Annotated in this window: 25 protein-coding genes and 1 riboswitch; of the genes, 16 read left to right on the top strand and 9 right to left on the bottom strand. The window is 41.5% G+C overall.

The genetic code is table 11. From position 1 onward, the window contains the following. Positions 1–90: 90 nt before the first annotated feature. Together V7201_RS09655 and ytkD are read left to right on the top strand one after the other, a co-directional pair. Entirely contained in the window at positions 91–411 is a 321-nt protein-coding gene (locus tag V7201_RS09655; protein ID WP_335376552.1) for a hydrolase, read from the top strand. Between the two features lie 106 nt (positions 412–517). Continuing rightward, positions 518–994 carry an RNA deprotection pyrophosphohydrolase gene (gene ytkD / locus V7201_RS09650; protein WP_335376551.1) on the top strand — a complete coding sequence of 159 codons (477 nt, stop codon included), beginning with the start codon at positions 518–520 and terminating at the stop codon, positions 992–994. A 110-nt stretch (positions 995–1,104) separates the two neighbouring features. Here ytkD and V7201_RS09645 read toward each other — a convergent pair whose 3' ends face one another. The 3 genes from V7201_RS09645 to V7201_RS09635 are packed head-to-tail and all read right to left on the bottom strand — an operon-like array spanning position 1,105 to position 3,683. Beyond that, entirely contained in the window at positions 1,105–1,911 is an 807-nt protein-coding gene (locus V7201_RS09645) for an ABC transporter permease (protein ID WP_335376550.1), read from the bottom strand. Continuing rightward, positions 1,892–2,668 carry an ABC transporter ATP-binding protein gene (locus V7201_RS09640; protein ID WP_335376549.1) on the bottom strand — a complete coding sequence of 259 codons (777 nt, stop codon included), beginning with the start codon at positions 2,666–2,668 and terminating at the stop codon, positions 1,892–1,894. The genes V7201_RS09645 and V7201_RS09640 overlap by 20 nt, the downstream gene beginning before the upstream one ends. 19 nt (positions 2,669–2,687) lie before the next feature. Next, on the bottom strand, positions 2,688–3,683 hold the full coding sequence (locus V7201_RS09635) for an ABC transporter substrate-binding protein (protein WP_335376548.1): 996 nt from the start codon (positions 3,681–3,683) through the stop codon (positions 2,688–2,690). An 86-nt stretch (positions 3,684–3,769) separates the two neighbouring features. Here V7201_RS09635 and V7201_RS09630 point away from each other — a divergent pair, with 86 nt between their 5' ends. The 3 genes from V7201_RS09630 to V7201_RS09620 all read left to right on the top strand — a co-directional run bounded on the left by V7201_RS09630 (position 3,770) and on the right by V7201_RS09620 (position 6,025). Then, entirely contained in the window at positions 3,770–4,591 is an 822-nt protein-coding gene (locus tag V7201_RS09630) for an alpha/beta hydrolase family protein (protein WP_438825037.1), read from the top strand. A 40-nt stretch (positions 4,592–4,631) separates the two neighbouring features. Further along, positions 4,632–4,874 (top strand): DUF2584 domain-containing protein, encoded by a 243-nt coding sequence (locus V7201_RS09625; RefSeq protein WP_335376586.1) that lies wholly within the window; start codon positions 4,632–4,634, stop codon positions 4,872–4,874. A gap of 146 nt (positions 4,875–5,020) precedes the next feature. Continuing rightward, positions 5,021–6,025 carry a DUF3231 family protein gene (locus V7201_RS09620; protein ID WP_335376585.1) on the top strand — a complete coding sequence of 335 codons (1,005 nt, stop codon included), beginning with the start codon at positions 5,021–5,023 and terminating at the stop codon, positions 6,023–6,025. Between the two features lie 68 nt (positions 6,026–6,093). Here the strand turns inward: V7201_RS09620 and pckA are convergent, their stop codons facing one another. Next, positions 6,094–7,680, bottom strand: coding sequence for a phosphoenolpyruvate carboxykinase (ATP) (pckA, locus tag V7201_RS09615; protein WP_335376546.1), 1,587 nt, complete (start codon positions 7,678–7,680; stop codon positions 6,094–6,096). Positions 7,681–8,037: 357 nt separating this feature from the next. Beyond that, positions 8,038–8,178, top strand: a riboswitch (SAM riboswitch). A gap of 306 nt (positions 8,179–8,484) precedes the next feature. Here pckA and metK point away from each other — a divergent pair. Together metK and asnB are read left to right on the top strand one after the other, a co-directional pair. Then, entirely contained in the window at positions 8,485–9,684 is a 1,200-nt protein-coding gene (metK, locus tag V7201_RS09610) for a methionine adenosyltransferase (protein WP_335376545.1), read from the top strand. Between the two features lie 276 nt (positions 9,685–9,960). Then, positions 9,961–11,865, top strand: a complete 1,905-nt coding sequence (asnB, locus tag V7201_RS09605; RefSeq protein ID WP_335376544.1) for an asparagine synthase (glutamine-hydrolyzing) — start codon at positions 9,961–9,963, stop codon at positions 11,863–11,865. 3 nt (positions 11,866–11,868) lie between these two features. On the opposite strand, the gene V7201_RS09600 is transcribed toward asnB, so the two are convergent. Continuing rightward, complete coding sequence (locus V7201_RS09600; RefSeq protein ID WP_335376584.1) at positions 11,869–12,741, bottom strand: C39 family peptidase; 873 nt, start codon at positions 12,739–12,741, stop codon at positions 11,869–11,871. A 96-nt stretch (positions 12,742–12,837) separates the two neighbouring features. Continuing rightward, positions 12,838–13,362, bottom strand: coding sequence for a gamma carbonic anhydrase (locus tag V7201_RS09595; RefSeq protein WP_335376543.1), 525 nt, complete (start codon positions 13,360–13,362; stop codon positions 12,838–12,840). 169 nt (positions 13,363–13,531) lie between these two features. On the opposite strand from V7201_RS09595, the gene V7201_RS09590 reads away from it, so the two are divergent. Together V7201_RS09590 and V7201_RS09585 are read left to right on the top strand one after the other, a co-directional pair. Then, positions 13,532–14,335 (top strand): alpha/beta hydrolase, encoded by an 804-nt coding sequence (locus V7201_RS09590; RefSeq protein ID WP_335376542.1) that lies wholly within the window; start codon positions 13,532–13,534, stop codon positions 14,333–14,335. Positions 14,336–14,370: 35 nt separating this feature from the next. Continuing rightward, positions 14,371–15,465 carry a tetraprenyl-beta-curcumene synthase family protein gene (locus V7201_RS09585; RefSeq protein WP_335376541.1) on the top strand — a complete coding sequence of 365 codons (1,095 nt, stop codon included), beginning with the start codon at positions 14,371–14,373 and terminating at the stop codon, positions 15,463–15,465. 348 nt (positions 15,466–15,813) lie between these two features. Here V7201_RS09585 and V7201_RS09580 read toward each other — a convergent pair whose 3' ends face one another. Further along, positions 15,814–16,386, bottom strand: coding sequence for a class I SAM-dependent methyltransferase (locus tag V7201_RS09580; protein WP_335376540.1), 573 nt, complete (start codon positions 16,384–16,386; stop codon positions 15,814–15,816). Then, positions 16,383–17,351 (bottom strand): TIGR01212 family radical SAM protein, encoded by a 969-nt coding sequence (locus tag V7201_RS09575; RefSeq protein ID WP_335376539.1) that lies wholly within the window; start codon positions 17,349–17,351, stop codon positions 16,383–16,385. Before V7201_RS09575 ends, V7201_RS09580 begins: the two co-directional genes overlap by 4 nt. A 246-nt stretch (positions 17,352–17,597) precedes the next feature. Between V7201_RS09575 and V7201_RS09570 the strand changes: the two genes are divergently transcribed. The 6 genes from V7201_RS09570 to V7201_RS09545 all read left to right on the top strand — a co-directional run bounded on the left by V7201_RS09570 (position 17,598) and on the right by V7201_RS09545 (position 21,436). Beyond that, positions 17,598–17,861, top strand: coding sequence for a YtzC family protein (locus V7201_RS09570; protein ID WP_335376538.1), 264 nt, complete (start codon positions 17,598–17,600; stop codon positions 17,859–17,861). A gap of 16 nt (positions 17,862–17,877) precedes the next feature. Continuing rightward, positions 17,878–18,057, top strand: a complete 180-nt coding sequence (locus V7201_RS09565; protein ID WP_251483752.1) for a glycogen biosynthesis protein GlgD — start codon at positions 17,878–17,880, stop codon at positions 18,055–18,057. A gap of 465 nt (positions 18,058–18,522) precedes the next feature. Further along, on the top strand, positions 18,523–19,707 hold the full coding sequence (locus V7201_RS09560; protein ID WP_335376537.1) for an MDR family MFS transporter: 1,185 nt from the start codon (positions 18,523–18,525) through the stop codon (positions 19,705–19,707). A gap of 154 nt (positions 19,708–19,861) precedes the next feature. After that, positions 19,862–20,389 carry a CueP family metal-binding protein gene (locus V7201_RS09555; protein ID WP_335376536.1) on the top strand — a complete coding sequence of 176 codons (528 nt, stop codon included), beginning with the start codon at positions 19,862–19,864 and terminating at the stop codon, positions 20,387–20,389. Between the two features lie 216 nt (positions 20,390–20,605). Continuing rightward, positions 20,606–21,196 carry a hypothetical protein gene (locus V7201_RS09550; protein ID WP_335376535.1) on the top strand — a complete coding sequence of 197 codons (591 nt, stop codon included), beginning with the start codon at positions 20,606–20,608 and terminating at the stop codon, positions 21,194–21,196. Between the two features lie 78 nt (positions 21,197–21,274). Next, complete coding sequence (locus V7201_RS09545; RefSeq protein ID WP_335376534.1) at positions 21,275–21,436, top strand: GyrI-like domain-containing protein; 162 nt, start codon at positions 21,275–21,277, stop codon at positions 21,434–21,436. A gap of 195 nt (positions 21,437–21,631) precedes the next feature. On the opposite strand, the gene V7201_RS09540 is transcribed toward V7201_RS09545, so the two are convergent. Beyond that, complete coding sequence (locus V7201_RS09540; RefSeq protein WP_335376533.1) at positions 21,632–22,393, bottom strand: SDR family oxidoreductase; 762 nt, start codon at positions 22,391–22,393, stop codon at positions 21,632–21,634. A gap of 354 nt (positions 22,394–22,747) precedes the next feature. On the opposite strand from V7201_RS09540, the gene V7201_RS09535 reads away from it, so the two are divergent. Beyond that, positions 22,748–23,215, top strand: coding sequence for a hypothetical protein (locus V7201_RS09535; protein WP_335376532.1), 468 nt, complete (start codon positions 22,748–22,750; stop codon positions 23,213–23,215). Positions 23,216–23,294 lie beyond the last annotated feature (79 nt).

Here is a 23,294-nt window from a genome sequence, read left to right as displayed (position 1 = left end):
TAATCAGCGGACTGAAAAAATAAATAATTTTAACGTTATTCAGTATAAACAAATATGCAGGCAGGGAACGATATGCATGAGGTGAGCCACATGACAGAAGGCAAAAAAACATACTATATAAATATTAGTGAAGGTGAAATTTCGAGCGTATCGACTGCCTCTCCGTGGAATTTTAAAATTGAAGCTAGTGACGAAGAAATCACTGGGTTGAGAGAGATTTTTGAACAAAGCTATTCGACTGGATGGCAGGGCTTCCTAAGAACGCATGTACCATATGTTCAATATCATTATGACAGAGAAAATGACGCTTTGGACCGGCTCCTCGTTCAAGCATATGGAATGATCTACAAGCTCGGAGATGATGAAGCAAAGAAGCATATAGAAAGCATGGGAATCCTTCCTGAAGAATAGAATCCACGTGGCCGCAGGCGATAGCCTGTGGTTTATTCATTTTGTTTCACCCCACGAGCGTTATTCCTTATAATAAAGACATGTTAAAGTCGGGGGAGATTACTTAATGGAGAAGTTTACAGATCTGAATGGAGCAATAGTCACCCTTGCTTTCCAGGAAAACGTCTTTGAAAAAAGACCCAGGCATATCCTGGTAATTTGCAGATATAACGATGCATGGCTGCTGACGAGGCACAGCAATAGAGGGCTTGAATTTCCTGGTGGAAAAGTTGAGGAAGGGGAAACCCTTGAAGATGCTGCCCGCCGTGAGGTTATCGAGGAAACTGGAGGCATATTAGGGAACCTTGTCAGCATTGGGGAATACAAAGTAGCTGATGGAGCCGGGTCTTTTGTAAAGCGTATTTTCTATGGTGAAGTAATCGAACTTGTCCTGCGGGATGATTACCTTGAAACAGCAGGACCAGTCCTGGTAAATGGAGATTTGCTCACTGAAAGGATGAAGGAAGGGTATAGTTTTATTATGAAAGATAATGTGGTAAAAAGGAGCTTGGAGTTTTTAGCGGAGAAGTTTGATCTAGAATAAAAATAGGGCTGTGCTGGAGTTTAGGCTGCTTTGTCTCGTATGAAAATAGTTTGGATTTGTCAAATCCTCCCCCAAAAAACAAAACCGGACAGAGCTGCCCGGTTGTTTCGTTACTGATTATTTTTAATAAGCTTCTTTTCCAGTAGCTCCACCAGCTGATACATAAGTGTTGCGAACACGGCTATGACGAATAGAGACAGGAAAACCAATGTGAAATTGAAAACCTGAAATCCGTAGATAATCATGTATCCAAGCCCTCGTGCGGAGACGAGGAATTCTCCGACAATGACCCCTACCCATGAAAGGCCGACGTTGACCTTCAGAGTTGAAATGATGGTCGGGAACGATGCAGGCAGGATCGCTTCCCGGAAGCATTGTGTTCTCGTTGCTCCGAATGTCTGCAATACCTTCAAGTAATTGGGATCGACCTCTTTAAATGCAGTATAAACAACAATTGTCGTAATAATGATTGAGATAATCGCGCCCATTGCCACGATGGAGGTTAAGTTTGTTCCGAGGGCAACGATTAATATCGGACCCAGTGCTACTTTGGGCATTGAGTTGAGTACGACCAGATAGGGATCCAAAATTTTTGAAAGAATGGGTGACCACCACAAAAGGGCTGCAAGAACAGTACCCATTAGCGTTCCGAGGATAAAGCCCAAAACAGTTTCTGCCAGTGTCACCCCAATGTTCACTGCAAGTGATCCATCCAGCGTCTTCTCGATAAGCAAGTTCCAGATCTTTGAGGGAGAGCTGAACAGGAGCGGATCAATCCACTTATATTGACTGGCTGCTTGCCAGCTAGCAAAGAAGGCAACAAATATTAAAAGCTGATAAATACGTACGATATTTTTTTCACGCCGGATATCTTTTAAATACTGCTTGTGAAGGAGTTCAGTATTCTTCTGGTTCAAGGGATTCCAGCTCCTTCCATATCACCTGGAATAATTCATTATATAAAGGGTGGTTCCTTGCTTCAAACGGCCGAAGAGTTCGTAACTCTTCCGGAATGATGAAGGTTTTGTGCAATCTGCCTGGCCGAGGTGAAAATAGAAAGATTCTGTCGCTCATCGCTATCGCTTCCCCGATATCATGAGTAACAAGGATTGCAGTCTTCTCAAATGCTTTGAAAGTAGTTGCGACCAGATCCTCAAGCTTTAGTTTCGTTTGGTAATCCAATGCAGAAAAAGGTTCATCAAGCATGAGCAGCTTTGGCTCCGTCGCTAGTGTCCTGACCAGGGCCACACGCTGGCGCATCCCGCCTGAGAGCTGTTTAGGATAGAGGGATTCGACGTTGCCTAATCCCATTTGCCCTAGCAGGTTCAGAACGTCTTTTTTTCTGACATCATTCAATGTGCCGCTTATTTTTAAGCCGAGGAAGATGTTTTCTTCAATCGTCTTCCATGGAAACAAATAATCCTGCTGTAACATATAGCCAGTTTTATCAGCAGCATCCTTAACTGATTTTCCTTCAAGTGCGATTTGGCCATCTGTAGGTTCAATCAGTCCTGCAATGATCGAGAGCAGCGTTGTTTTGCCGCAGCCGCTCGGACCCAGGAAAGAGACAAATTCTCCTTCCTGGACATCGAGTGAAATGTCATTTAAAGCAGTGACTGCAGAAGTTTTTGTGAAATATGTGTGATGGATTCCCCTTAATGTCAAAAAGTCCATTGGGCTGCAACCTCCTGTGTTATTTCATGACTTTTCCTGCAACCTCTGTATTGACTAGAGTTTTGTGGTCGACTTCTTTAGGAAGTTCTCCTGCTTCATCCATGATATCCTGCAGGTTATTCCATTCTTCCTCATCAAGAATCGGATCTGTTGCGAATGATCCCTGGCTCTTATACCTTTCAACTACTGTTTCGATTAACGCAAGATCTGTATCTTTAAAAAAAGGCTGGATTGCTTCAGCTGTCTCTTTCGCGCTGTGAGTTTCTACCCACTGCTGAGCCTTGTATATGGCACGAGTGAACTTCTCGATTGTTCCAGGGTTTTTCTTCATATAGCTTTGCTTTGCCATAAATGTGGTATAAGGAACATGACCGGATTCCGTTCCGAATGAAGCAACAATATGTCCTTTGCCTTCTTTTTCAAACAAGCTTGCAGTTGGCTCGAACAGCTGAACAAAGTCTCCTGTTCCGGATGCAAAGGCGTTTGGAATATTCGCATAATCAATATTTTGGATCATTTTTAAATCTGATTTAGGATCGATTCCGTGCTTCTTGAGTACGAATTCGCCAACCATTTGCGGCATCCCGCCTGTGCGCTGTCCAAGATACGTAGACCCTTTTAGCTGATCCCATGAGAAGTTATCGATTTTGTTTCTGGAAACGAGGAAGGTGCCGTCTGTCTGTGTCAATTGCGCAAAATTGATAACGGGGTCATTGGATCCTTGGGCATAAACATAAATCGATGTCTCGGAACCAACAAGGGCTACATCTGCTGCGTTTGAAAGAACTGCGGTCATGGTCTTGTCGCCGCCCCATGTCGTAGTCAACTCAACTTTTAAACCTTCATCCTCAAAAAATCCTTTTTCAAGGGCAACATACTGAGGAGCGTAAAAAATCGAACGTGTTACTTCTGCAACCTTGACTGTCTGTACCTTGTCTTTACCGCAAGCTGCAAGAGGTATAATAAGTACAGCAATCATCAATAAAGCAAAACCGGCTTTTAGCCACTTTTTCATAAAAATGCCTCCTCATAAATGGGCTGATTTTTAACTTACGATATCGTATGAAACGGGAAAAAATGTGTGAATGCCCAGTGGCAAAAATGAAAAAATTTCATATTAGAGGAGTGGTCTTGTTGGATAATGATGGGCAAATCATATCGGCATATAAATTCCCATCCCCAAACCATGCTGTCGATCTGGAGATGGTCACCTATTACGCTGGGGGCTTAAGGGTAAAGGGTCTTTTGGCAAAACCTTTGGACGGAAGCGGTACAGAAGGCTTTCTTTACTTGCGAGGAGGGATCAAAAATGTCGGGAAGGTTCGGCCGGCAAGGATTGCTCAATTCGCATCCGAAGGATTTACGGTATTTGCGCCATTTTACCGTGGAAACCAGGGGGGAGAAGGGGACGAGGATTTTGGAGGAGAAGACCGGGTCGATGCATTTGCTGGTTTCGAGCTTCTTCAATCATTGCCCTGGGTAAATAATATACACATCTTTGGTTTTTCCCGGGGTGGCTTGATGGCGTTGCTGACAGGCATTAAATTTCCTGAGGCTGCTTCCGTTGTGACCTGGGGCGGTGTGACGGATATGTCCTTAACATATGTAGAAAGAAAAGATTTGCGTAGAATGATGAAGAGGGTTATTGGCGGAACTCCAACCAAGTATCCGAAAAGGTATAAATTCAGGACACCTTTGTATCAAATTGAACATCTGAAAGCACCAGTTCTGCTGATTCATGGAAGGATTGACCACAATGTTTCAATCGAACATTCCTATCGTATTGAGAAGAGGCTGAAGGAATTGGACAAGCCCGTGGAAAGCTGGTATTTTGATGAATATACGCATTATTTTCCGCCCGTAATGAACCGGAAAATTGTAGAGGATTTAACGAATTGGATGAAAACACAATCACAGCAATGATAAAATGGATGTATAAGTACCAGGAAGAGGAGCGAGAATGATGGGAATGCCATTAGAGTTAAATACAATGATCGTAACAAAGGGCCGGGAGCAGCGGCTCGAAAACAATTTCTTCTCTTTGAAAAAGGAAGGCTACAGGCTTTATCCAGTTGACATTCCATTGGAAGTGAAAAAGACGATCGAGGGTGACTTGACAGGAACCGGCGTCATTAAAAAGGTCGAATGGTCTGAAAATGCAACAACACTGACATATCAATTAGTTTCATTGAACTCTACCAACTGAGCAGGGCATATTTTGTGCCTTGTTTTTTTATTGTTTAACATTGCTTATCCCTAATAATGAATGTAGTTATTTTTATTATTAAGTTTGGATATTTTCACTTTTTCAGTAAAAAATAAATAAAAAAATAAAGGAGTTATGAGTTGAAAATGGAACATAACCCTAAACTTACTTCCTCTGAGGTCGCAGCATTGTGGGGGGCTTATATGCAGAATTCGATGGCCCACTGCATAGTCCAGCATTTTGCAAAGGTAAATGAGGATCCCGATATAATTGGGCTTATTAATACTGCCTTATCTAATTGTAAACTTGTACTGGATGAGGTCAAACAAATCTTTGTAAAAGAAAATCACGCATTGCCAATTGGGTTCAATCAGGAAGATGTTAACCTAGAAGCTGATCGCTTATATTCAGACCTTTTCACTTTGCGATATGTTAAATACATGGCCGCCGCTGGAACTGTAGCTTCGTCTGCGTTTCTTGAAGTATTGGCTAGGATGGATGTAAGAGTGTTATTTGCGAAAACTTCCGAGATGTTTATGAAACTTCATAATGATGCTTGTAACCTGCTTCTTGAAAAGGGGGCCTTTGTCCGCTCCCCGACTATTCCTCCAATGGAAAAAGCTGAATATCTGCAGAATGACTCATTTTTATCAGGATTACTAGGTAAACATCGTCCTTTAACTGCGGTGGAACTTGCCCATATATCTAAAAATACGGAAACGAATTCAATTGGCAGGACATTTTTAGCCGGATTTGCCCAGACTGCGCAATCATCAGAAGTAAGGGGATATATGGAAAGAGGTTCTGAAATAGCAGCAAAGCATGAAACTATATTTAGAGAAATATTAATTGAGGATGGAGTGCCGCTCCCAAGCACATGGGATTCAGCAATTTCACAATCTATTGTCGCACCCTTTTCAGATAAGCTAATGATGTTCCATACTACTAGCCTTGTTGCAATTAGTGTCACTGGTTACGGAACAGGTATAGGAGCTAGTCTTAGAAAGGATTTAGGTGGGCATTACACAAGACTAGTAACTGAAATTCTTCATTATGCAAATGATGGCGTAAAATTGATGATTGAAAACAGGTGGTTGGAACAACCTCCGCAAAATGTAGATAGGGAAGCACTAATAAAGAGAACTGTTTAACTTTCTCCTGATAAATCAACAAAAAAAAAGCCATTTCCATAACTGGAAATGGCCTTTAGTTGTACAGTTTATGCAGTTGGTCCGCCTTTTTCTTCAATTTCAGACGGCACATTTGAGAACTTCTTGAAGTTTGCACGGAACTTCTGTGCAAGCTCGTTTGCTTTTGCAAAATAAGCTTCCTCGTCACTCCATGTTTTTACTGGCTGAAGTACATCGTCAGGAACACCCGGTACGTGAAGTGGAATGTCCAGACCAAAAATTTCGTCCTTCACTGTTTCAACATTGTTCAATTCGCCTTCAAGAGCAGCCTGTACCATTGCACGTGTGAAGGCAAGCTTCATCCGGATCCCTGTTCCATACTCTCCACCAGTCCATCCTGTGTTAACGAGGAATACCTTTGCGTTATGCTCATCGATTTTTTCGCCAAGCATCTCTGCATAGCGTGTCGCAGCAAGCGGCAAGAAAGGAGAACCGAAGCAGGTAGAGAATGTTGCCTGTGGTGACGTGATGCCGCGTTCAGTTCCTGCAAGCTTGGATGTATAGCCGCTCAAGAAGTGGTACATGGCTTGCTCCTTCGTAAGCCTCGCAATTGGAGGCAGCACTCCAAAGGCATCGGCAGTCAAGAATACAATCGTATTCGGATGTCCGGCAATACTTGGTTCAACGATATTATCAATTGCCTGGATTGGATATGCTGCGCGAGTATTCTCCGTCAGTGAGCTGTCATCATAGTCGGCTACGCGCGTTTCACTGTTAACAACAACATTTTCAAGTACAGAACCGAAGCGGATTGCGTCATAAATCTGCGGCTCTTTTTCCTTAGAAAGATTAATGCACTTTGCATAGCAGCCGCCTTCAACGTTGAAGACACCGTTTGCGGACCAGCCGTGCTCATCATCACCGATCAAACGGCGGTTTGTATCAGCGGACAATGTAGTTTTTCCTGTACCGGATAATCCAAAGAACAAGGCAACATCACCTTCACGCCCTACGTTAGCAGAACAATGCATGGATAGGATGCCGTTTTCAGGAAGAAGATAATTCATGACAGAGAAAATAGACTTCTTCATTTCACCAGCATATTCTGTACCGCCAATCAGTACGACGCGCTTCTCGAATGAGACGATGATAAATGTTTCTGAGTTTGTCCCATCTTCCTTTGGATCAGCCTTGAAGGTAGGCGCAGAAATGACAGTAAATCCCGCTTCATGGCTAAGCAGCTCCTCTGCATCCGGGCGAATGAATAATTGATGGGCAAATAAGTTGTGCCACGCATACTCATTAATGACCTGTATAGGAAGGCGGTATTTTTTGTCTGCGCCAGCGAAGCCTTTAAAAACAAAGACTTCTTCTTTTTCTTTCAGGAAATTCAAAACTTTATTATAAAGTTTCGTAAAGGATTCCTCAGAAATTGGCTGGTTGACAGAGCCCCAGTCAATCTTATCCTTAACAGATTCCTCTTCTACAATAAATTTATCCTTAGGGGAGCGGCCAGTATACTTTCCAGTAGTGGCTCTAACTGCACCTGTTGAGGTCAACAGACCTTCATTGCGATTCAAGACTTTTTCAACCAGTTGCGGAACAGATAGCTGTACCTGTATATTGCTTCCTTTTAATAAAGCTGAAAGTTCATTGGAAATTCCTACAACATTCATCCGAGAATACCTTCCTTTTTAAAAGATTGATATATTGAAAGTGTTTACATCTCGCTATTAGTATAGCACATTGCTCTAATTAATCTATACTAATGCTCGAAAAAATTCCCTCTTTTACAAAAATGTACATATATATAGAAGAAGGCCGGAGCAAGAGCCAAATAAAACTCCACACCAAGATTTTAACACACCACCGCACTGGGGGTCAGACCCCCAGGGGATTAACGCATTAACGTGTTGGGGGTCTGACCCCCGGTACTTTAAAGTGGGAAAGTTACTACATGAATCGACATTTTCTGAAGAAAAGGATTGACATGTAATTATAGGTTCGTTATGATTTTGATTTGAACGGATACTCTCTTATCCCGAGCTGGTGGAGGGACAGGCCCAATGAAACCCAGCAACCTGCAAACGAGAAATAACAGACTTGTAAAGGTATGTTTTTTTCGGGCAAAGGTGCTAACCTGACGCAAGGGGAATGCCCTTGAACGATAAGAGCGAAAGGCGCGGATTAAAGCTAAAACCTTTCCTCATGATTTCATGATTTGGAGAGGTTTTTTATATTGTTTTTTTCTGTCTTCTGTCTGCTGATCTTTTAATAATAGCAGTCGATCTGCCTTCTTTGGTGTCATTGCTCCCATGGGTAGGATTAGGAAAAGTTAACTCAGCATGAGGTTTAAACAAATTTTTCTAATAAAAACTCAGCGTTTATTTCATACTACATAGGGAATGAGTACCGTATCACACCGAGGTCTGTATTGGGACAGTCTCGATCAATTTTTTATAAATGAGGGAGGAAATCAGATGTCAACAAAACGTCGTTTGTTCACTTCTGAGTCAGTAACAGAAGGCCATCCGGATAAAATTTGTGATCAGATCTCTGACGCAATTTTGGATGCGATCCTTGCTAAGGACGCTAATGCTCGTGTTGCTGCTGAAACATCAGTTACTACTGGCCTTGTACTAGTTGCAGGGGAAATCACAACATCTACATACGTAGATATTCCAAAAATCGTTCGTGAAACGGTTAAGGAAATCGGTTATACACGCGCGAAGTACGGTTTTGACTCTGAAACTTGCGCAGTATTGACTTCTATTGATGAGCAGTCTGCTGATATCGCAATGGGTGTTGACCAGGCTCTTGAAGCTCGCGAAGGACACATGTCTGACGAGGAAATCGAAGCAATCGGTGCAGGAGACCAGGGCTTAATGTTCGGTTTTGCTTGCAATGAAACAAAAGAGCTTATGCCTCTTCCAATTTCATTGGCTCACAAGCTATCACGCCGCCTGACTTTAGTGCGTAAGGAAGAAATCCTTCCATACCTTCGTCCAGATGGAAAAACTCAAGTAACAGTTGAATACGATGAAAACGATAAGCCTGTCCGCATCGATACAATCGTTATTTCAACTCAGCATCACCCAGAAGTTTCCCTGGAGCAAATACAGCGCAATCTTAAAGAACATGTCATCAATCCTGTTGTACCGGCAGAATTGATCGATGAAAATACTAAATACTTCATCAACCCTACTGGCCGTTTCGTAATCGGCGGACCACAAGGTGATGCTGGTTTGACTGGCCGTAAAATCATCGTTGATACTTACGGCGGATATGCTCGCCACGGCGGCGGTGCATTCTCTGGTAAGGATCCTACAAAAGTTGACCGTTCAGCTGCATACGCTGCACGTTACGTTGCGAAAAACATCGTAGCTGCAGGCCTTGCTGAAAAAGTTGAAGTTCAGCTTGCATACGCGATTGGTGTTGCTCGTCCAGTATCTATCTCTATTGATACTTTCGGAACAGGCAAAGTAAGCGAAGATGTATTAATCGATGTTGTTAACAACAACTTTGACCTTCGTCCAGCTGGCATCATCAACATGCTTGACCTTCGCAAGCCAATCTACAAGCAGACAGCAGCTTACGGACACTTCGGCCGTACGGATGTTGATCTTCCTTGGGAGCGCACTGACAAGGCAGAAGCATTACGCACACAAGCACAAGCTTAAAAAAAATAGGAAAGGGAGTTGCATAAATATATGTAACTCCCTTTCCTATTTTCCGTCTTATTAAGAGGGAATTGAAAAGACAGACAGGACCAAAATACCCGCTAGAATGGAGATTCTGGTTTGTATCTAGACCAAAAGGTGTAAAATAAAGTATTCCCTTAATTTTCCCTGAGATTTTACTGCAAATTTTTTGTGTTTAATGGTAGTATTAGATGGTATGTTTTTAGAACGAATGAACAATAAATTTTTTCTGAAATGGAGAAGGTGAAGTACATAATGTGTGGCTTTATCGGTTGTGTACATGAAAAGGCACAAGAATTCAGCAGCGAACAAAAGCAGCTGTTTAAAAATATGAATGATATCATTACCCACCGTGGACCGGACGATGATGGGTATTATTATGATGAGCATATCCAATTTGGCTTCCGCCGTCTGAGCATTATTGACATTGAGGCGGGACACCAGCCATTAACTTATGAAAATGAAAGATATTGGATCATTTTCAATGGCGAGATTTACAACTATCTTGAGCTTCGCGAGGAATTAATTGAAGAGGGGCTTAAGTTTGAGACTCACTCTGATACTGAAGTCATCATTGCTCTCTACAGCCATTATAAAGAGCACGCTGTTGATAAGCTTCGCGGAATGTTCGGTTTTGTCATCTGGGATAAACAGGAACAAATTCTTTTTGGAGCGCGCGATCACTTTGGCATTAAGCCATTCTTCTATTTTGAAGACGGAGACCGCACATATTTTGGTTCTGAAAAGAAGAGCATTCTCCTTGCATTAGAGAATGACGTCCTTGATTACAAAGCATTGCAGCATTATTTGACCTATCAGTTCGTTCCAGAACCGAATACAATGTCAGAGGGCATTTACAAGCTTGAGCCAGGGCATTATTTTACGAAGAAAATTGGTTCTCCAATGGAGATCAAGCGCTACTGGAAGGCAAGCTTTTCGCCAATCCATAAAACTGAAGAGGAATTCACGAAGGAAATTAGAGATGTGTTATTCGAATCAGTGAAGATGCATATGCGCAGTGATGTTCCGGTTGGTTCATTCCTTTCAGGCGGAATCGACTCTTCGATCATCGCTTCGATTGCCAAGCAGTATCACCCTGCAATCAAGACATTCTCGGTTGGATTTGAACAAAACGGATTCAGCGAAATTGATGTTGCCAAAGAAACGGCTGACAAACTCGGTGTTGAAAATATCAGCTATGTGATCAGCCCGCAGGAATACATGGATGAACTTCCAAAAATCATGTGGCATATGGATGACCCGCTAGCCGATCCAGCGGCAATACCTTTGTACTTCGTTGCCCGTGAAGCTAGGAAACATGTAACAGTTGTCCTTTCGGGTGAAGGAGCTGATGAGCTTTTCGGCGGCTATAATATTTATCGTGAACCACAGGACCTTGAAGTCTTCAATAAAATTCCTGGAGTTGGAAAATCTATGCTTAAAGGCATTGCAAAAATGATGCCTGAGGGAATGAAAGGAAAGAGCTTCATTGAACGCGGCGTGACGCCGATGGAAGAACGCTATATCGGCAACGCGAAAATGTTCACGGAAAAAGAGAAGAGCGAGCTTCTGCATGTGTACAATGGCCAGTATGATTACAGAGATATCACGAAGCCTCTTTATCGAGAGAGCAGAGGATATGATCCTGTTGATACAATGCAATATATCGATATCCATACATGGATGCGCGGGGATATTTTATTGAAGGCTGATAAAATGACGATGGCTCACTCACTTGAGCTTCGCGTTCCATTCCTTGATAAGGTTGTATTTGAAACAGCTTCTAAGATTCCAACAACCTTAAAAACGGCTAATAATACAACTAAGTATATTTTGCGTAAAGCAGCTGAAGGCGTTGTACCTGACCATGTTCTGACTCGCAAAAAGCTTGGGTTCCCTGTTCCGATCCGCCACTGGCTGAAGGACGAAATGAACGAATGGGCCAAGAACATCATTAAGGAAAGCAGCACGGATCATCTGTTCAATAAGGCTTATTTGTTGAAGCTTCTTGATGACCACTGCCAGAACAAAGCAGACAACAGCCGTAAAATCTGGACTGTGTTAATGTTCATGTTATGGCATGATGTTTATGTCGAAAAAAAATACTCCTTCCAGAAGGAGTATGAAACGCAAAAAGTATTACAGTCATTAAAAGGTTAATCATTAGGGAAGGAAGGTAATTGCCTGCCTTCCCATTTGCACCCATGCTTCTGTGAAATCATGCATGGGTGCTTTTTTATTTTTCTCACCCGTCAGCGGGTCATTAAAATATACATATTTCTGGTCATATCCCGTCACGAGCACAGAATGCTCCTTTGTCGTGACCGAGACTGCGCCTCTCGGGGTGTACCAGGTCTGGAAAAAGCTATCATCTATCCTTTTATACTCGGTATTGATGATGAGCCATACAGGACGGCTGTCCGAAAGGTGAACCTTCAGCTCAAGGAAATCAGTCCCGGTAAGATCTTTTATTTTACCAGGAAGGTACTTTTCAGCCAGTTCAGCTATAGGTTTATGATAGACACCAAGCCCAGGCTCAGAGTAGGTATACATATTGCCGACAAAGCCTTCGTTTGGGTCGCCAAAATAAATATTCCCATTAGCCAGCTTGTATTCAGCTGGATTTTTCTTAATTTCCTTTGCTAGTGTAAGCTTGTCCACCGATATTCCCTTGTACTGCAGGAGCATGGCAAGGCTAGTGACCTCACAGCCTCTTGGCAGTTCAGGCATTTGCCAAATTTCCGGTGCGTCTATTAAGACGGATTCCTTGATTGGAATAATCTCAACCTGGTAATCATCCTGGACTGTTGGAGCCGATTTTTCTTTCGGAGAGTCCAGCCAGTTTTTTACTGACTCAACAGCTTTTGCGACATGTGCTGACTGAATGTTTTCCAGCAGAAACGCACCAGCCACTGACACGAAAACGAGCACGAACATCAGGATGGATTTTATCATGCTATTTTGTTTGCTGATCATGAGCAAAAACAAAGCTAGCAGCGGTATAATGGCCGCGATTGATAAATATAATGGGTTCATCATCCATCACCTGCTCTCTCCGCATAAATAAAATTATTTACGGGTATAGTATATAAATTAATATCGGTTTGAACAGGGATTTTTTAAGAGCAAATGCTATTCTTCCTTATTGTTTTGCAGCTGTTTATAGTACTGCCCTTTTTCTGCGTACTCTCTTGAAATCCGTTCCATATCCAGGATATCTTCCTCAGTAAGTTCACGGATTACTTTTGCTGGTCTTCCGAAAGCCAGGGTATTCGGCGGGATCTTTTTACCCTGGGGAACGAGGCTGCCAGCTCCAATAAATGCCCCTTCCCCAATTTCTGCCTGGTCAAGGACGATGGATCCCATTCCAATAAGCGCTTTTTTCCTGATGATGCAGCTATGCAGGATGACCTGATGCCCAATGGTAACTTCGTCTTCAAGGATGAGCGGATTATTTGGGCTTTGATGCAATACGGAATTATCCTGAATGTTCACCTTGTTTCCAATGATGGTTGGTGCGACATCTCCGCGTATGGACGTGTTGAACCAGACGCTTGATTCATCGCCAATTTGAACATCGCCCGTAATCGTTACATAATCTGCAATAAATACGGATTTTGATATTTTAGGTGTAATTCCTTTGTAAGGGTAGATCATTATACACTCTCCTGTAAAAAATAGATTATAGAATGCTTTAATTTTTATTTTTATCTAATTATATATTATAGTTCTTTTAAAGAACCTTGATAAGTAGTGTGAAACACTGTCATTCACAAAATGAAGGAATACTAACAACAAAGATAAAGTAATAACTGGGGGAATAGTCATGTGGAAATGGGAAGCAGACGGAGAAGCTAAGGCTGTTATCGTTATGGTCCACGGCGCGCTTGAGCATCATCGCCGATATGGCTGGCTTATTGAAATGTGGCGCTCATCCGGCTTTCATGTCATCATGGGGGATCTTCCGGGACAGGGTATGACAACTAGAGCGAACCGTGGCCATATTGATTCATTTGATGAATACATCATTGAAGTAAAAGAGTGGATTCAGGCAGCATATGATTTTAATCTGCCGGTATTCTTATTGGGACACAGTATGGGTGGACTTATTGCCATCAGGATGCTGCAGGAGGAGCATATGGAGCTTGCTGGACTGATCCTGTCTTCACCTTGCCTGGGATTGGTTAAGTATCCTTCAAAATTTTTAAATATGCTCTCGCATGGCATCAATATTGTCATGCCTACGCTGCGAATGTCTCCTGGTTTAACGGTAGAAATGGCGACGAGGAACGAAGATGTCCTGGCAATTGATCAGAATGACTCACTTTATATTACCAAGGTGTCGATTAGATGGTACCGTGAGCTAGCCGCCGCAATGGATCTTGCCTTTGAAAATATGGAAAAAATACAGGATGTTCCCACGCTGCTGATTCAGGGTGGGGACGATAAAATTGTCGATAAGCGTTCAGTGAAGGAATGGTTCAACCATGCTCCGCTTTCTGAAAAGCGGTATAAAGAATGGCCGAAATGCTATCATGAGGTCTTCAATGAACCGGAACGTGAGGAAGTATTTAATTACTCGATGGATTTTGTCATGAGCCAGCTGAAATCAATTGGATATGTGTATTAACAAGAATTTGTGTTAGAAAGGGGGAAGGTGTATACATGATCATTCCATCCATGCCGCTTAGTTTAATGTACCGTGTATACCGTCAAGTCCTGCCGCAAGTACACCGCGAGCTCTCTTACTGGAAAAGCAGGGCTGAGGAAATCCCAAACCCTGAATTAAGGAAACAGGCTCTTGCAAGTATCGAGCATAAGACATTCCATTGTGAAGGCGGGTCAATTTTAAGCCTTACCGCCAAAGGGAAATATAAGCAGGCGATCAGGTTTATAGTGGCTTACCAGACGATCAGCGACTATCTTGATAATCTTTGTGATCGGAGCACCTCCCTTGATCCCGCAGATTTTGCCGCTTTGCATGAATCTATGGCTGACTCCCTAAGCCTCGACAGCCAATTGAAAAATTATTATCGAGAGCGGGAAGACCAGGACGATGGAGGCTATCTGATTGAGCTTGTAACAGTCTGCCGTGAAGTTTTAGCTGAGCTTTCAAGTTATCGCCACATTCAGGAGCATCTGGGTGAGCTCTGCAATTATTATTGTGATTTGCAAATCCACAAGCATGTCCAAGTAAAAGAACGTGTACCTAGGCTTCAAACATGGTTTGACGGACATCGAAATGATATTCCGGATATGGAATGGTATGAATTTTCAGCCTGCACTGGATCCACACTTGGCATCTTCTGTCTTGTGTCATATGCCCTTCGTGATGATTTCAAACCAGAGCACGCAGATAGTATCCGAAACGGATATTTTCCTTACATACAAGGCCTTCACATCCTGCTTGATTATTTTATTGACCAGGAAGAAGACAAGGCAGGCGGCGATTTGAACTTCTGCTTCTACTATGAAAACGAAGAAGCACTATTTAATCGTTTGAGGCATTTTGTAAAAAATGCAGATTACCATACATCCAAGCTGCCGCATCAAAAATTCCATAAGCTGATCAATCGCGGTTTGCTGGGAGTATATCTATCGGATGAAAAAGTAAGACACCAGGAAAGAATAAAAAAGCTCGCTCGCGAAATGATCAGGACAGCAGGACCTGTCAGCTATTTCTTTTATATAAATGGACGAGCATATCGTACCTTGCAAAAGTGGGTACCGTCCGGCGTTGTGAGAGCTTTTATAAAGTAAAAGAAACAGCCAGGGGATTTTTTTCTCTGGTTGTTTTTTATTGGTGGTGATGGGATGTAACTCGTATTAAAACTGTTTCAACATAAAACTGCTTCAATCGGAGATAAAACTGATTCAACCGAAGATAAAATGTCCCAACCCGTAATAAAATTGTTCCAACCGTGAATAAATCTGTCCCAACCAGGAATAAATCTGTTCCAACCGTGAATAAAATTTTTGAACAGTGATCAAAAGCCTACCAAAGTGAGAAAAAATTAATCTAACCAGGATATAATCCTTCGAAAAATGATGATTTTACATTTCTGCAATAAAAAAAGGGTTTCTCATCAAGAGAAAAACCCTTTTTGATTACCTTTTTTCAATCGCAATAATAAATGGCGGATTGTTTTTCTGGTTCAAAAATCTGTATTCCAGAACATGTGCTGTATTTTGATCCAGAGATTTTACATAACGAAGAAGATAATCACGTTCGACTGCTCCTTCTGGATGGCCATGATAAATAACAATAACGATGATGCCCTCTGGTGCCATGATTTCCAGGAGCTGATCGATGGCTTCGATTGTTGTTTGCGGTACGGTGACAATGCTCTTATCCCCGCCAGGCAAATAACCAAGGTTAAAAATGGCTCCGGTTATTTTTCCGAAATGCAATGGAGGGATGCTATCCATTATCTGTTCATGGCCTGTATGAAAAAGAGTAACCCGATCCTGCATGTCATGTTCTCTAAGTTTCGTTTTGCAAGACAAGAGAGCCTCATCCTGGATATCAAAGCCATAAATCCTGCCTGCTGGTCCGACCAGGTTAGCTAAAAAAATCGTGTCATGTCCGTTCCCAACTGTTGCGTCCACCGCAATATCTCCTGGTTTTACAGCGAGTTCCAGCAAATTCCTCGCGAATGGAAGAATGCGTTCTAGCTTCATTCTGAGATCACCACTTTATTTCCTGCATAAAATTTTCCTTGCCAGCTGTCACGTCGCTTCATTTCGGCATCAATTGAATTCAGCACTTCCCATTTATTCACGCTCCACATCGGACCGACCATTAATTCGATAGGGCCATCTCCGGTAATTCGATGGATAATCATTTCAGGGGGAAGGATCTCCAGCTGGTCACAGACTAGCTTTACATATTCCTCTAAAGTAAGGAACTCAAGCAATCCTTTTTCATATTGCTTTACCATTGGTGTTCCCTTCAATAAATGGAGAAGGTGGATTTTGATCCCCTGGACGTCCAGTTTAGCGACTTCACGGGCAGTTTCCATCATCATCTCAGGTGTTTCCATAGGAAGCCCATTGATGATGTGTGAGCAAATCCTGATGCCATGCTTGCGGAGCTTGTCCACCCCTTCTTTATATGTCTCATAATCATGTGCACGGTTGATTAGATTGGCTGTTTTTTCATGGACGGTCTGAAGGCCAAGCTCAACCCATAAATAAGTGCGTTCATTTAGTTCGGCAAGATATTCAACGACATCATCGGGCAGGCAATCTGGCCTTGTCGCAATCGAAAGGCTAACAACGCCTTCTTCCTGCAGAACCGTTTCGTACTTCTCCCGCAGTACTTCTACCGGTGCGTGTGTATTCGTGAACGCCTGAAAATACGCCATGTACTTGCCGTCTTTCCATTTAGTATGCATTTTTTCTTTTATTTTGCTGAATTGGGTGCCGAGATCCTCGACTCTGTCACCTGCAAAATCGCCAGAACCAGATGCACTGCAAAAAGTACATCCGCCGTGTGCAACCGTGCCGTCACGGTTGGGACAATCAAAACCGCCATCAAGGGCGACTTTAAAAACTTTATGTCCAAAATGATTGCGCAAATGATAGTTCCATGTATGGTATCGTTTATCATCTGTAGCATATGGAAAAGGGTTGGTCTGTGCCATGCCAGATACCTCCTTATTGCTTCTGTTCCATTATTTCATAAAGGAATTGTACCACTTAGGAGGGGTGATTCCAATTGCAAAAAGATTACAAAGCCATCTGGCTCTAGAGGATTTTCTGCTGTTTTTACTGCTTCCTTATAATTGGAATCATTAAACATCGCCAAAATCGTGATAGGAAAAAGCATTGTGAACAAAATAAAGAAGAAGCAGACTTTGCTTCAGCATCAAGTAAAGGAGGGTCTAATATTGGCTACACGTCAATCGGTTGACCAGCTACTTCAGCAATGTGAGGATGCAATCAATTTAGCCCAGGAGCAGTATAAAAGCGCCAGCATGCAGCAGCATTATAATGATGGTGATTATACGAATGCCCTGCAAGCTCTTGAAGACGCTTATAATGATCTTGCCAAGCTTGCTTTCAGTGCAAACGCCCAGCAGCGGGACCAGCTGCACAGAATGCGGCTGCAGCTGCAAAATGTACAGAACAATATGATTCTGCTTGATCATTAAACAGGAGGGGAAAACTTTGAAGAAACGCTCAAAGCAAAATAATCCTGAACAAAAGACGCGGAATGGCATCAACAACCAGGATCTTGAACTTGGAATGGAGCATGATCCGGTAAAAGAATCGAAAAAGAAATATGAACAAAGCGGCGGCCAGCCAGTGAAGTCAAAGTTTCATCCAGAACCAGGGCAATCTTCATAAATGTGAAACACCCTCACTTCATAAAAGAAGTGAGGTTTTTTTGTGCAGATTCCTGCAAAATTCATAGCAGGAAAAGAAAATTAATGCTTTTGCACAATACCCTTCGTTCATAAATCGAATAATACCGCGAACTCCTCAGGGAATTGCGCAAGAGAACTGGAAATTTGAGTAGGATTTTCCAGTTTACTTACCTATAATACAAAAGGTATTCTTTGATCCCGCAACTTTCTGTCGAATTCCCGCAAGACTGAGCCATCATTCCGTAAAAATGCAACCTTATTCCGCGACTTTTTGTCGAAATCCCGCAACATGGAAATTATCAGCGATATTTTCCAATTTATCCACCTGAAAAAATAGAAAATTCCCACTTTAAAACCTAGTAAAAATACCTATTGCAACCCTAGATAAAAACCACTAAAATTACTTTGGTATTCGAAATTTTTAACATGAAAAGGGGCGTTTTTTATGCCTAGAGCCCTCTGGCTTTTAATTATCGGGATGGCAGTCAATGTTACTGGCTCTTCTTTTTTATGGCCTTTAAATACAATCTATATCCATGACCATCTTGGCAAGTCGTTATCGGTTGCCGGAATCGTTTTAATGCTGAATTCCGCTGCCAGTGTAATCGGTAATCTGTTTGGCGGCAGCCTGTTTGATAAAATTGGCGGCTACAAGTCCATTATGCTGGGAATTGGTATCACGATTCTTTCTTTGATCGGCCTTACCTTTTGGCCGGGTTGGCCACAATATATATTCTTTTTGACATTGGTTGGCTTTGGTTCGGGAATCGTCTTCCCTGCCATGTATGCTATGGCAGGATCCGTATGGAAAGAGGGCGGGAGAAAAGCATTCAACGCCATATATGTTGCCCAGAACCTCGGGGTGGCTATTGGTGCCGCATTAGGCGGACTTGTTGCCTCCTATTCATTCCAGTTGATCTTCATGGCAAATGCTGTTATGTATGTGATTTTCCTGATGATTGCTGTTTTTGGCTATCGCAGCATCGATACACGCGCTACCAAACAAACGAACATTCTCCAGGAAAATGGCACGGTCAAAAGCCGTACGAAGCTGTATGCGTTATTGATCTTATCCATTGGATATCTGCTTTGCTGGGTTGGCTATGTGCAGTGGCAGACGACGATTGCAGCCTATACGCAGGAACTTAACATTACGTTGAATCAATACAGCATCCTCTGGACAATCAACGGTGCACTGATTGTATTGGGGCAGCCAGTTATCAATAAACTGATCAAGCCGTTCCAAAACAAGCTTAAGCTTCAAATTGTCATCGGTATGGTCATCTTCATGGTTTCTTATGCTGTTGCGGCCGGTGCTCAGCAATTTTCAGGCTTTATCGCAGGGATGGTTATCCTGACGATTGGCGAGATGCTGATCTGGCCGGCTGTGCCGACCATTGCAAACACGCTGGCGCCAAAAGGGCGTGAAGGCTTTTACCAGGGAATCGTCAACAGCACTGCTACCGGCGGAAGGATGATTGGTCCTTTGATGGGCGGAATCCTTGTCGACCTGAATGGAATGCCGATTTTATTCGCTGTGCTGATTGGCCTCATGTTTATTGGTATTTTTACTACGGTGATTTATGACCGTAAAATAAAGGAAGCGCCGAATATGGCAGCAAGTGCATAAAAAATAGGAAAGAAGCTGGAACGAGTTCGCCAGCTTCTTTTTTACTGTTCATATTTTATGCATTTTTTCTTGATAAAAAATGCATATTTTACGTCTAATATAAGACTGTGTAAATGTGATATAATCATCATTTGAAAGACAGGGGGTGAATGGGTTGAAAGTTAAACTTCTTACAGTTGCCTTTTTAGCTGCCGGTTTGCTATCTGGCTGTAATGGCGGAAAAGAATCTGCAAAAACAGAAAAACAGCAGCAAAACATAAAGGAATTGGTGAGTGATCTCAGTGCGGGCAAGGTTAACAGCGACAATGCTTCCATCACCTCACACGAACTGGTCATAGCTGACAGTGAGGGAGACAAGCAGGTCTATGACTTCTCTGAAGAGGACTTCTTCGTCTCAATCGCACCATATGAAAATCAAACCCACCCTTGAACTAATCATAGCTTGACAGGTTGTCAAGGTGAAATGGTTGAAGAAGAGTTTGATGTATATATTGAAGACATGGACGGCAAAGTGATCGTTGACGAAACATTGAAGTCTCAACCTAATGGTTTTATCGATCTATGGCTGCCGCGTGACCAGAAGTATCAGGTAACGATCGAGCACAATGGCAAACAGGTGGAATCAGAAATCTCTACCTACGAAAATGATGCTACATGTATTACCACCATGCAGTTGATGTAAAAAAGCACCTCAATAATAAAGAACTGTTTTTAAAAAATAAATAGCATACGAATTAGCAGTCATATTCTTAACTGAATTGGCTGCTTTTTTTAGATAAGTATTGTAAAGAAGACAGGGGTATTAATACTTTTCTAAAACCCTATTCAACAAACTTGCTGGAAAAAAGGAAGGAATTTCCATTTATTCATCGTATTTAATCTAAAAAGGAGTGTGAATATGAATCAATACCTGATAGGGATCTATAAGGGTGTTTTATCAAATCCTCAGCTAACTGAATTAATGGAATTCTCCTCTAATTTTTCAAATAACTTAATAACTACGATATCAATTTCTGCCCCAGAAAATCTCACCTTATTTTTAGGTATAGAAGAGTCACAATTAACTGCGGGACTTACTGACCAATTTTACTTACTAATTAATGAGCTGCAAAAACTGGAAAAATATGTTAGGAATTTCTATTTTGTTTATGATTATCGGAATAGAAAATTAGTGGAGAATCCTATGGAAAAGTGTTTTCCTTTAATTGAATTAACACTTACTGGTTCCAACCTGCAAAACTTAATTCAAACAGTAAAAGACATAAAACAAGATGTATTCGCAGGTTTCAAAATAAACTCTGAAGAATCGGGCTTACTGAAGGTTGAAGTGCTGCTTACGTCTCCGTTATTAGAAATGATTCATAGTGGTGGAGCCATACCTGAATCCTTACGAAGTGATAAACATTATTTATATTTAAAAAAATTAACAGATTTACTATCTAATGATGCGTTATGTAGTTCAGTCCAAACAAAGGTAATAACAGGTTAGAGATAACGTGTTTTTAAGCTAGAATCGCAAAGTACAAATTGAGGGAAAGGGGATATAAAAAAAGAAAAACATGAAGATATGGAATTTAGGAAGTGGAAGTTGGATGGCGGACAATACGTTCTTTATTCTTTTTATGATAAACACGATAAGCTTAACTTTGCTTATCAATATATGTTTAGAGAATGGCTGCCAAATAGCGATTATGGGTCAGTCTGGTCTAAAATGGGGAGAAAGCATTGATTAAGATAAAGATAATAGCAAGTAACATTCTGTTTTATTGACGGGGTACGATGATTCAAGGAAGGATTGCCGCACTTTTTTGTTGAACTTATGAGCAATTGAATCAGCATTCAAAAAGAAATAGCTAATAAAAAGAAAACTCGCCTTAGATGAGCGAGTTTTGACTTTTCGTTTTCCAACATAAAGTGAAGATCATCATTCAATTGTATTTTTCATTGCATTGTACAAATTTGCTACGTGCTCATCTACTTGATCTCGTGACATGCGTAATCTTTCCACTGAACTGCCATATCCAATTTCTTGTTTACCCTCTGCCAAACCTTTGAAAATCCCATCTGCGAATGCATCTAGCGGTTCGCCATGAGTATGCAGTCCTGCTCCGCCTAAGTCTGTATTCACTGCAGGAGGAGCAACTTCAATTACCTCTACAGATGATTCAGAAAGTTGGTGACGCAAACTCACGGTAAATGAATGAAGTGCGGCTTTTGTTGCTGAATAAATTGGAGCAATGGCAAACGGAGTAAAAGCTAAACCAGATGTGACATTAATGATTGTCGCCTCTTCTTTTTTAGCAAAAAACGGAGCGAACAGCATAGAAAGATGGAATGGTGCTTCTATATTGGTTGTGATTTCTTTATTGAAATAATCCCAATTCTTCTTCGCATCTGCTTTCAACAAATTATAGCGTTGTTGAATCCCTGCGTTGTTCACTAACACATTCACTTCAGGATAGGTCTCTGTTACCCAATCAAATAATGATACACGCTCAGATTCGGTACTCAAATCACTTACACGGGTAATAAGATCTGGAAATTTTTCTTTTGCATTTTGAAGGACATTTTCACGTCGTCCAGTAACGATGACTGTATTTCCAGCTTTTAAAAAGCGCTCTGCGAAAGCTAATCCTATTCCAGCACTGCCGCCTGTAATGAGTATTGTATTCCCTGAAAGTTTCATTTGAGTTCCTCTTTTCGAATTTTTATCTTCTCTTATCTTCTAAGAAGTACGATTTTCATAACGCGTAATTTTCAGATCAATCATCAACAAAGATCGAAGTTCAATCATATTGTCTCTTTCTGCTACCCAAGCAATATATTCCTATATACCACAAAATGCATATGCGTAAATTTTAAACCATGAGACATCCATATTTAACTTTTTTCAGCCAACAGGTTTATGATACGACTCAAACCGTGGTTTAAGTCAACAAAAATACTAAAGAAATTGAATGCAACAATACATAACAAACATCGTCTAAATAGATAGACAGATCCCTACTCGGAAATTGGAACAGGATAGGAGGAGATAATCATGAAGAAAAGCTTCTTAACCATAGCTCTCATTGGGTTAATCATATCTGGGTGTGCAAATAGTGATTCGACAGAAGAAAAGCTTATTCCGCCTAAAGCCTTTATAGAGGTAGCTAACGAAAGATACGAAACCATACTTGGAACTTATTGTTGGTCGTCGGCAGGTCAAGCCAAATGTGTGGATAAAACGGGTCCAGTTGAGCTATTGGAAGGTAGTGAACCAATTGAAGTGAATCCTGGTGAAAGTATAACTTTAATTATGGAATATGAACCAAAACCAAATAAAATTCATGTTCTGCATATAAGCAACAATGAAGAAACAGAAGTTAAAGTAAGTAACAATCATTTTTCAGCACCTACACAAAAAGGGACTTATTATTATTCGTATGGAGCACGGTGGATGGATGAAAAGAAAGAGAACGTATCTAATGGAGATGCTAGTTACGTATTTGCAATAGAAGTAAAGTGATTATTTTCAAGAATTAGATTGATTTAAGAAAAGGGAGCTTTATTCCAAATCCTTAATATGCTAAATAGGCAGGTTTATT

Source organism: Bacillus sp. JJ1122, assembly GCF_036964885.1.
In the GTDB taxonomy this organism is placed as follows: Bacteria; Bacillota; Bacilli; order Bacillales; family Cytobacillaceae; genus Mesobacillus.
The sequence above is the reverse complement of the archived record's forward strand: the minus strand, read 5'-3'. Positions and strand labels throughout refer to the sequence as shown.

Bases quoted from the DNA above. Each gene is read 5' to 3' on its own strand.
- V7201_RS09655 (WP_335376552.1), top strand. From the start codon at position 91: ATGACAGAAGGCAAAAAAACATACTATATAAATATTAGTGAAGGTGAA.
- ytkD (WP_335376551.1), top strand. From the start codon at position 518: ATGGAGAAGTTTACAGATCTGAATGGAGCAATAGTCACCCTTGCTTTC.
- V7201_RS09640 (WP_335376549.1), bottom strand. From the start codon at position 2,668: ATGGACTTTTTGACATTAAGGGGAATCCATCACACATATTTCACAAAA.
- V7201_RS09635 (WP_335376548.1), bottom strand. From the start codon at position 3,683: ATGAAAAAGTGGCTAAAAGCCGGTTTTGCTTTATTGATGATTGCTGTA.
- V7201_RS09630 (WP_438825037.1), top strand. From the start codon at position 3,770: ATGAAAAAATTTCATATTAGAGGAGTGGTCTTGTTGGATAATGATGGG.
- V7201_RS09625 (WP_335376586.1), top strand. From the start codon at position 4,632: ATGGGAATGCCATTAGAGTTAAATACAATGATCGTAACAAAGGGCCGG.
- V7201_RS09620 (WP_335376585.1), top strand. From the start codon at position 5,021: ATGGAACATAACCCTAAACTTACTTCCTCTGAGGTCGCAGCATTGTGG.
- pckA (WP_335376546.1), bottom strand. From the start codon at position 7,680: ATGAATGTTGTAGGAATTTCCAATGAACTTTCAGCTTTATTAAAAGGA.
- metK (WP_335376545.1), top strand. From the start codon at position 8,485: ATGTCAACAAAACGTCGTTTGTTCACTTCTGAGTCAGTAACAGAAGGC.
- asnB (WP_335376544.1), top strand. From the start codon at position 9,961: ATGTGTGGCTTTATCGGTTGTGTACATGAAAAGGCACAAGAATTCAGC.
- V7201_RS09600 (WP_335376584.1), bottom strand. From the start codon at position 12,741: ATGAACCCATTATATTTATCAATCGCGGCCATTATACCGCTGCTAGCT.
- V7201_RS09595 (WP_335376543.1), bottom strand. From the start codon at position 13,362: ATGATCTACCCTTACAAAGGAATTACACCTAAAATATCAAAATCCGTA.
- V7201_RS09590 (WP_335376542.1), top strand. From the start codon at position 13,532: ATGTGGAAATGGGAAGCAGACGGAGAAGCTAAGGCTGTTATCGTTATG.
- V7201_RS09585 (WP_335376541.1), top strand. From the start codon at position 14,371: ATGATCATTCCATCCATGCCGCTTAGTTTAATGTACCGTGTATACCGT.
- V7201_RS09580 (WP_335376540.1), bottom strand. From the start codon at position 16,386: ATGAAGCTAGAACGCATTCTTCCATTCGCGAGGAATTTGCTGGAACTC.
- V7201_RS09575 (WP_335376539.1), bottom strand. From the start codon at position 17,351: ATGGCACAGACCAACCCTTTTCCATATGCTACAGATGATAAACGATAC.
- V7201_RS09560 (WP_335376537.1), top strand. From the start codon at position 18,523: ATGCCTAGAGCCCTCTGGCTTTTAATTATCGGGATGGCAGTCAATGTT.
- V7201_RS09550 (WP_335376535.1), top strand. From the start codon at position 20,606: ATGAATCAATACCTGATAGGGATCTATAAGGGTGTTTTATCAAATCCT.
- V7201_RS09545 (WP_335376534.1), top strand. From the start codon at position 21,275: ATGGAATTTAGGAAGTGGAAGTTGGATGGCGGACAATACGTTCTTTAT.
- V7201_RS09540 (WP_335376533.1), bottom strand. From the start codon at position 22,393: ATGAAACTTTCAGGGAATACAATACTCATTACAGGCGGCAGTGCTGGA.
- V7201_RS09535 (WP_335376532.1), top strand. From the start codon at position 22,748: ATGAAGAAAAGCTTCTTAACCATAGCTCTCATTGGGTTAATCATATCT.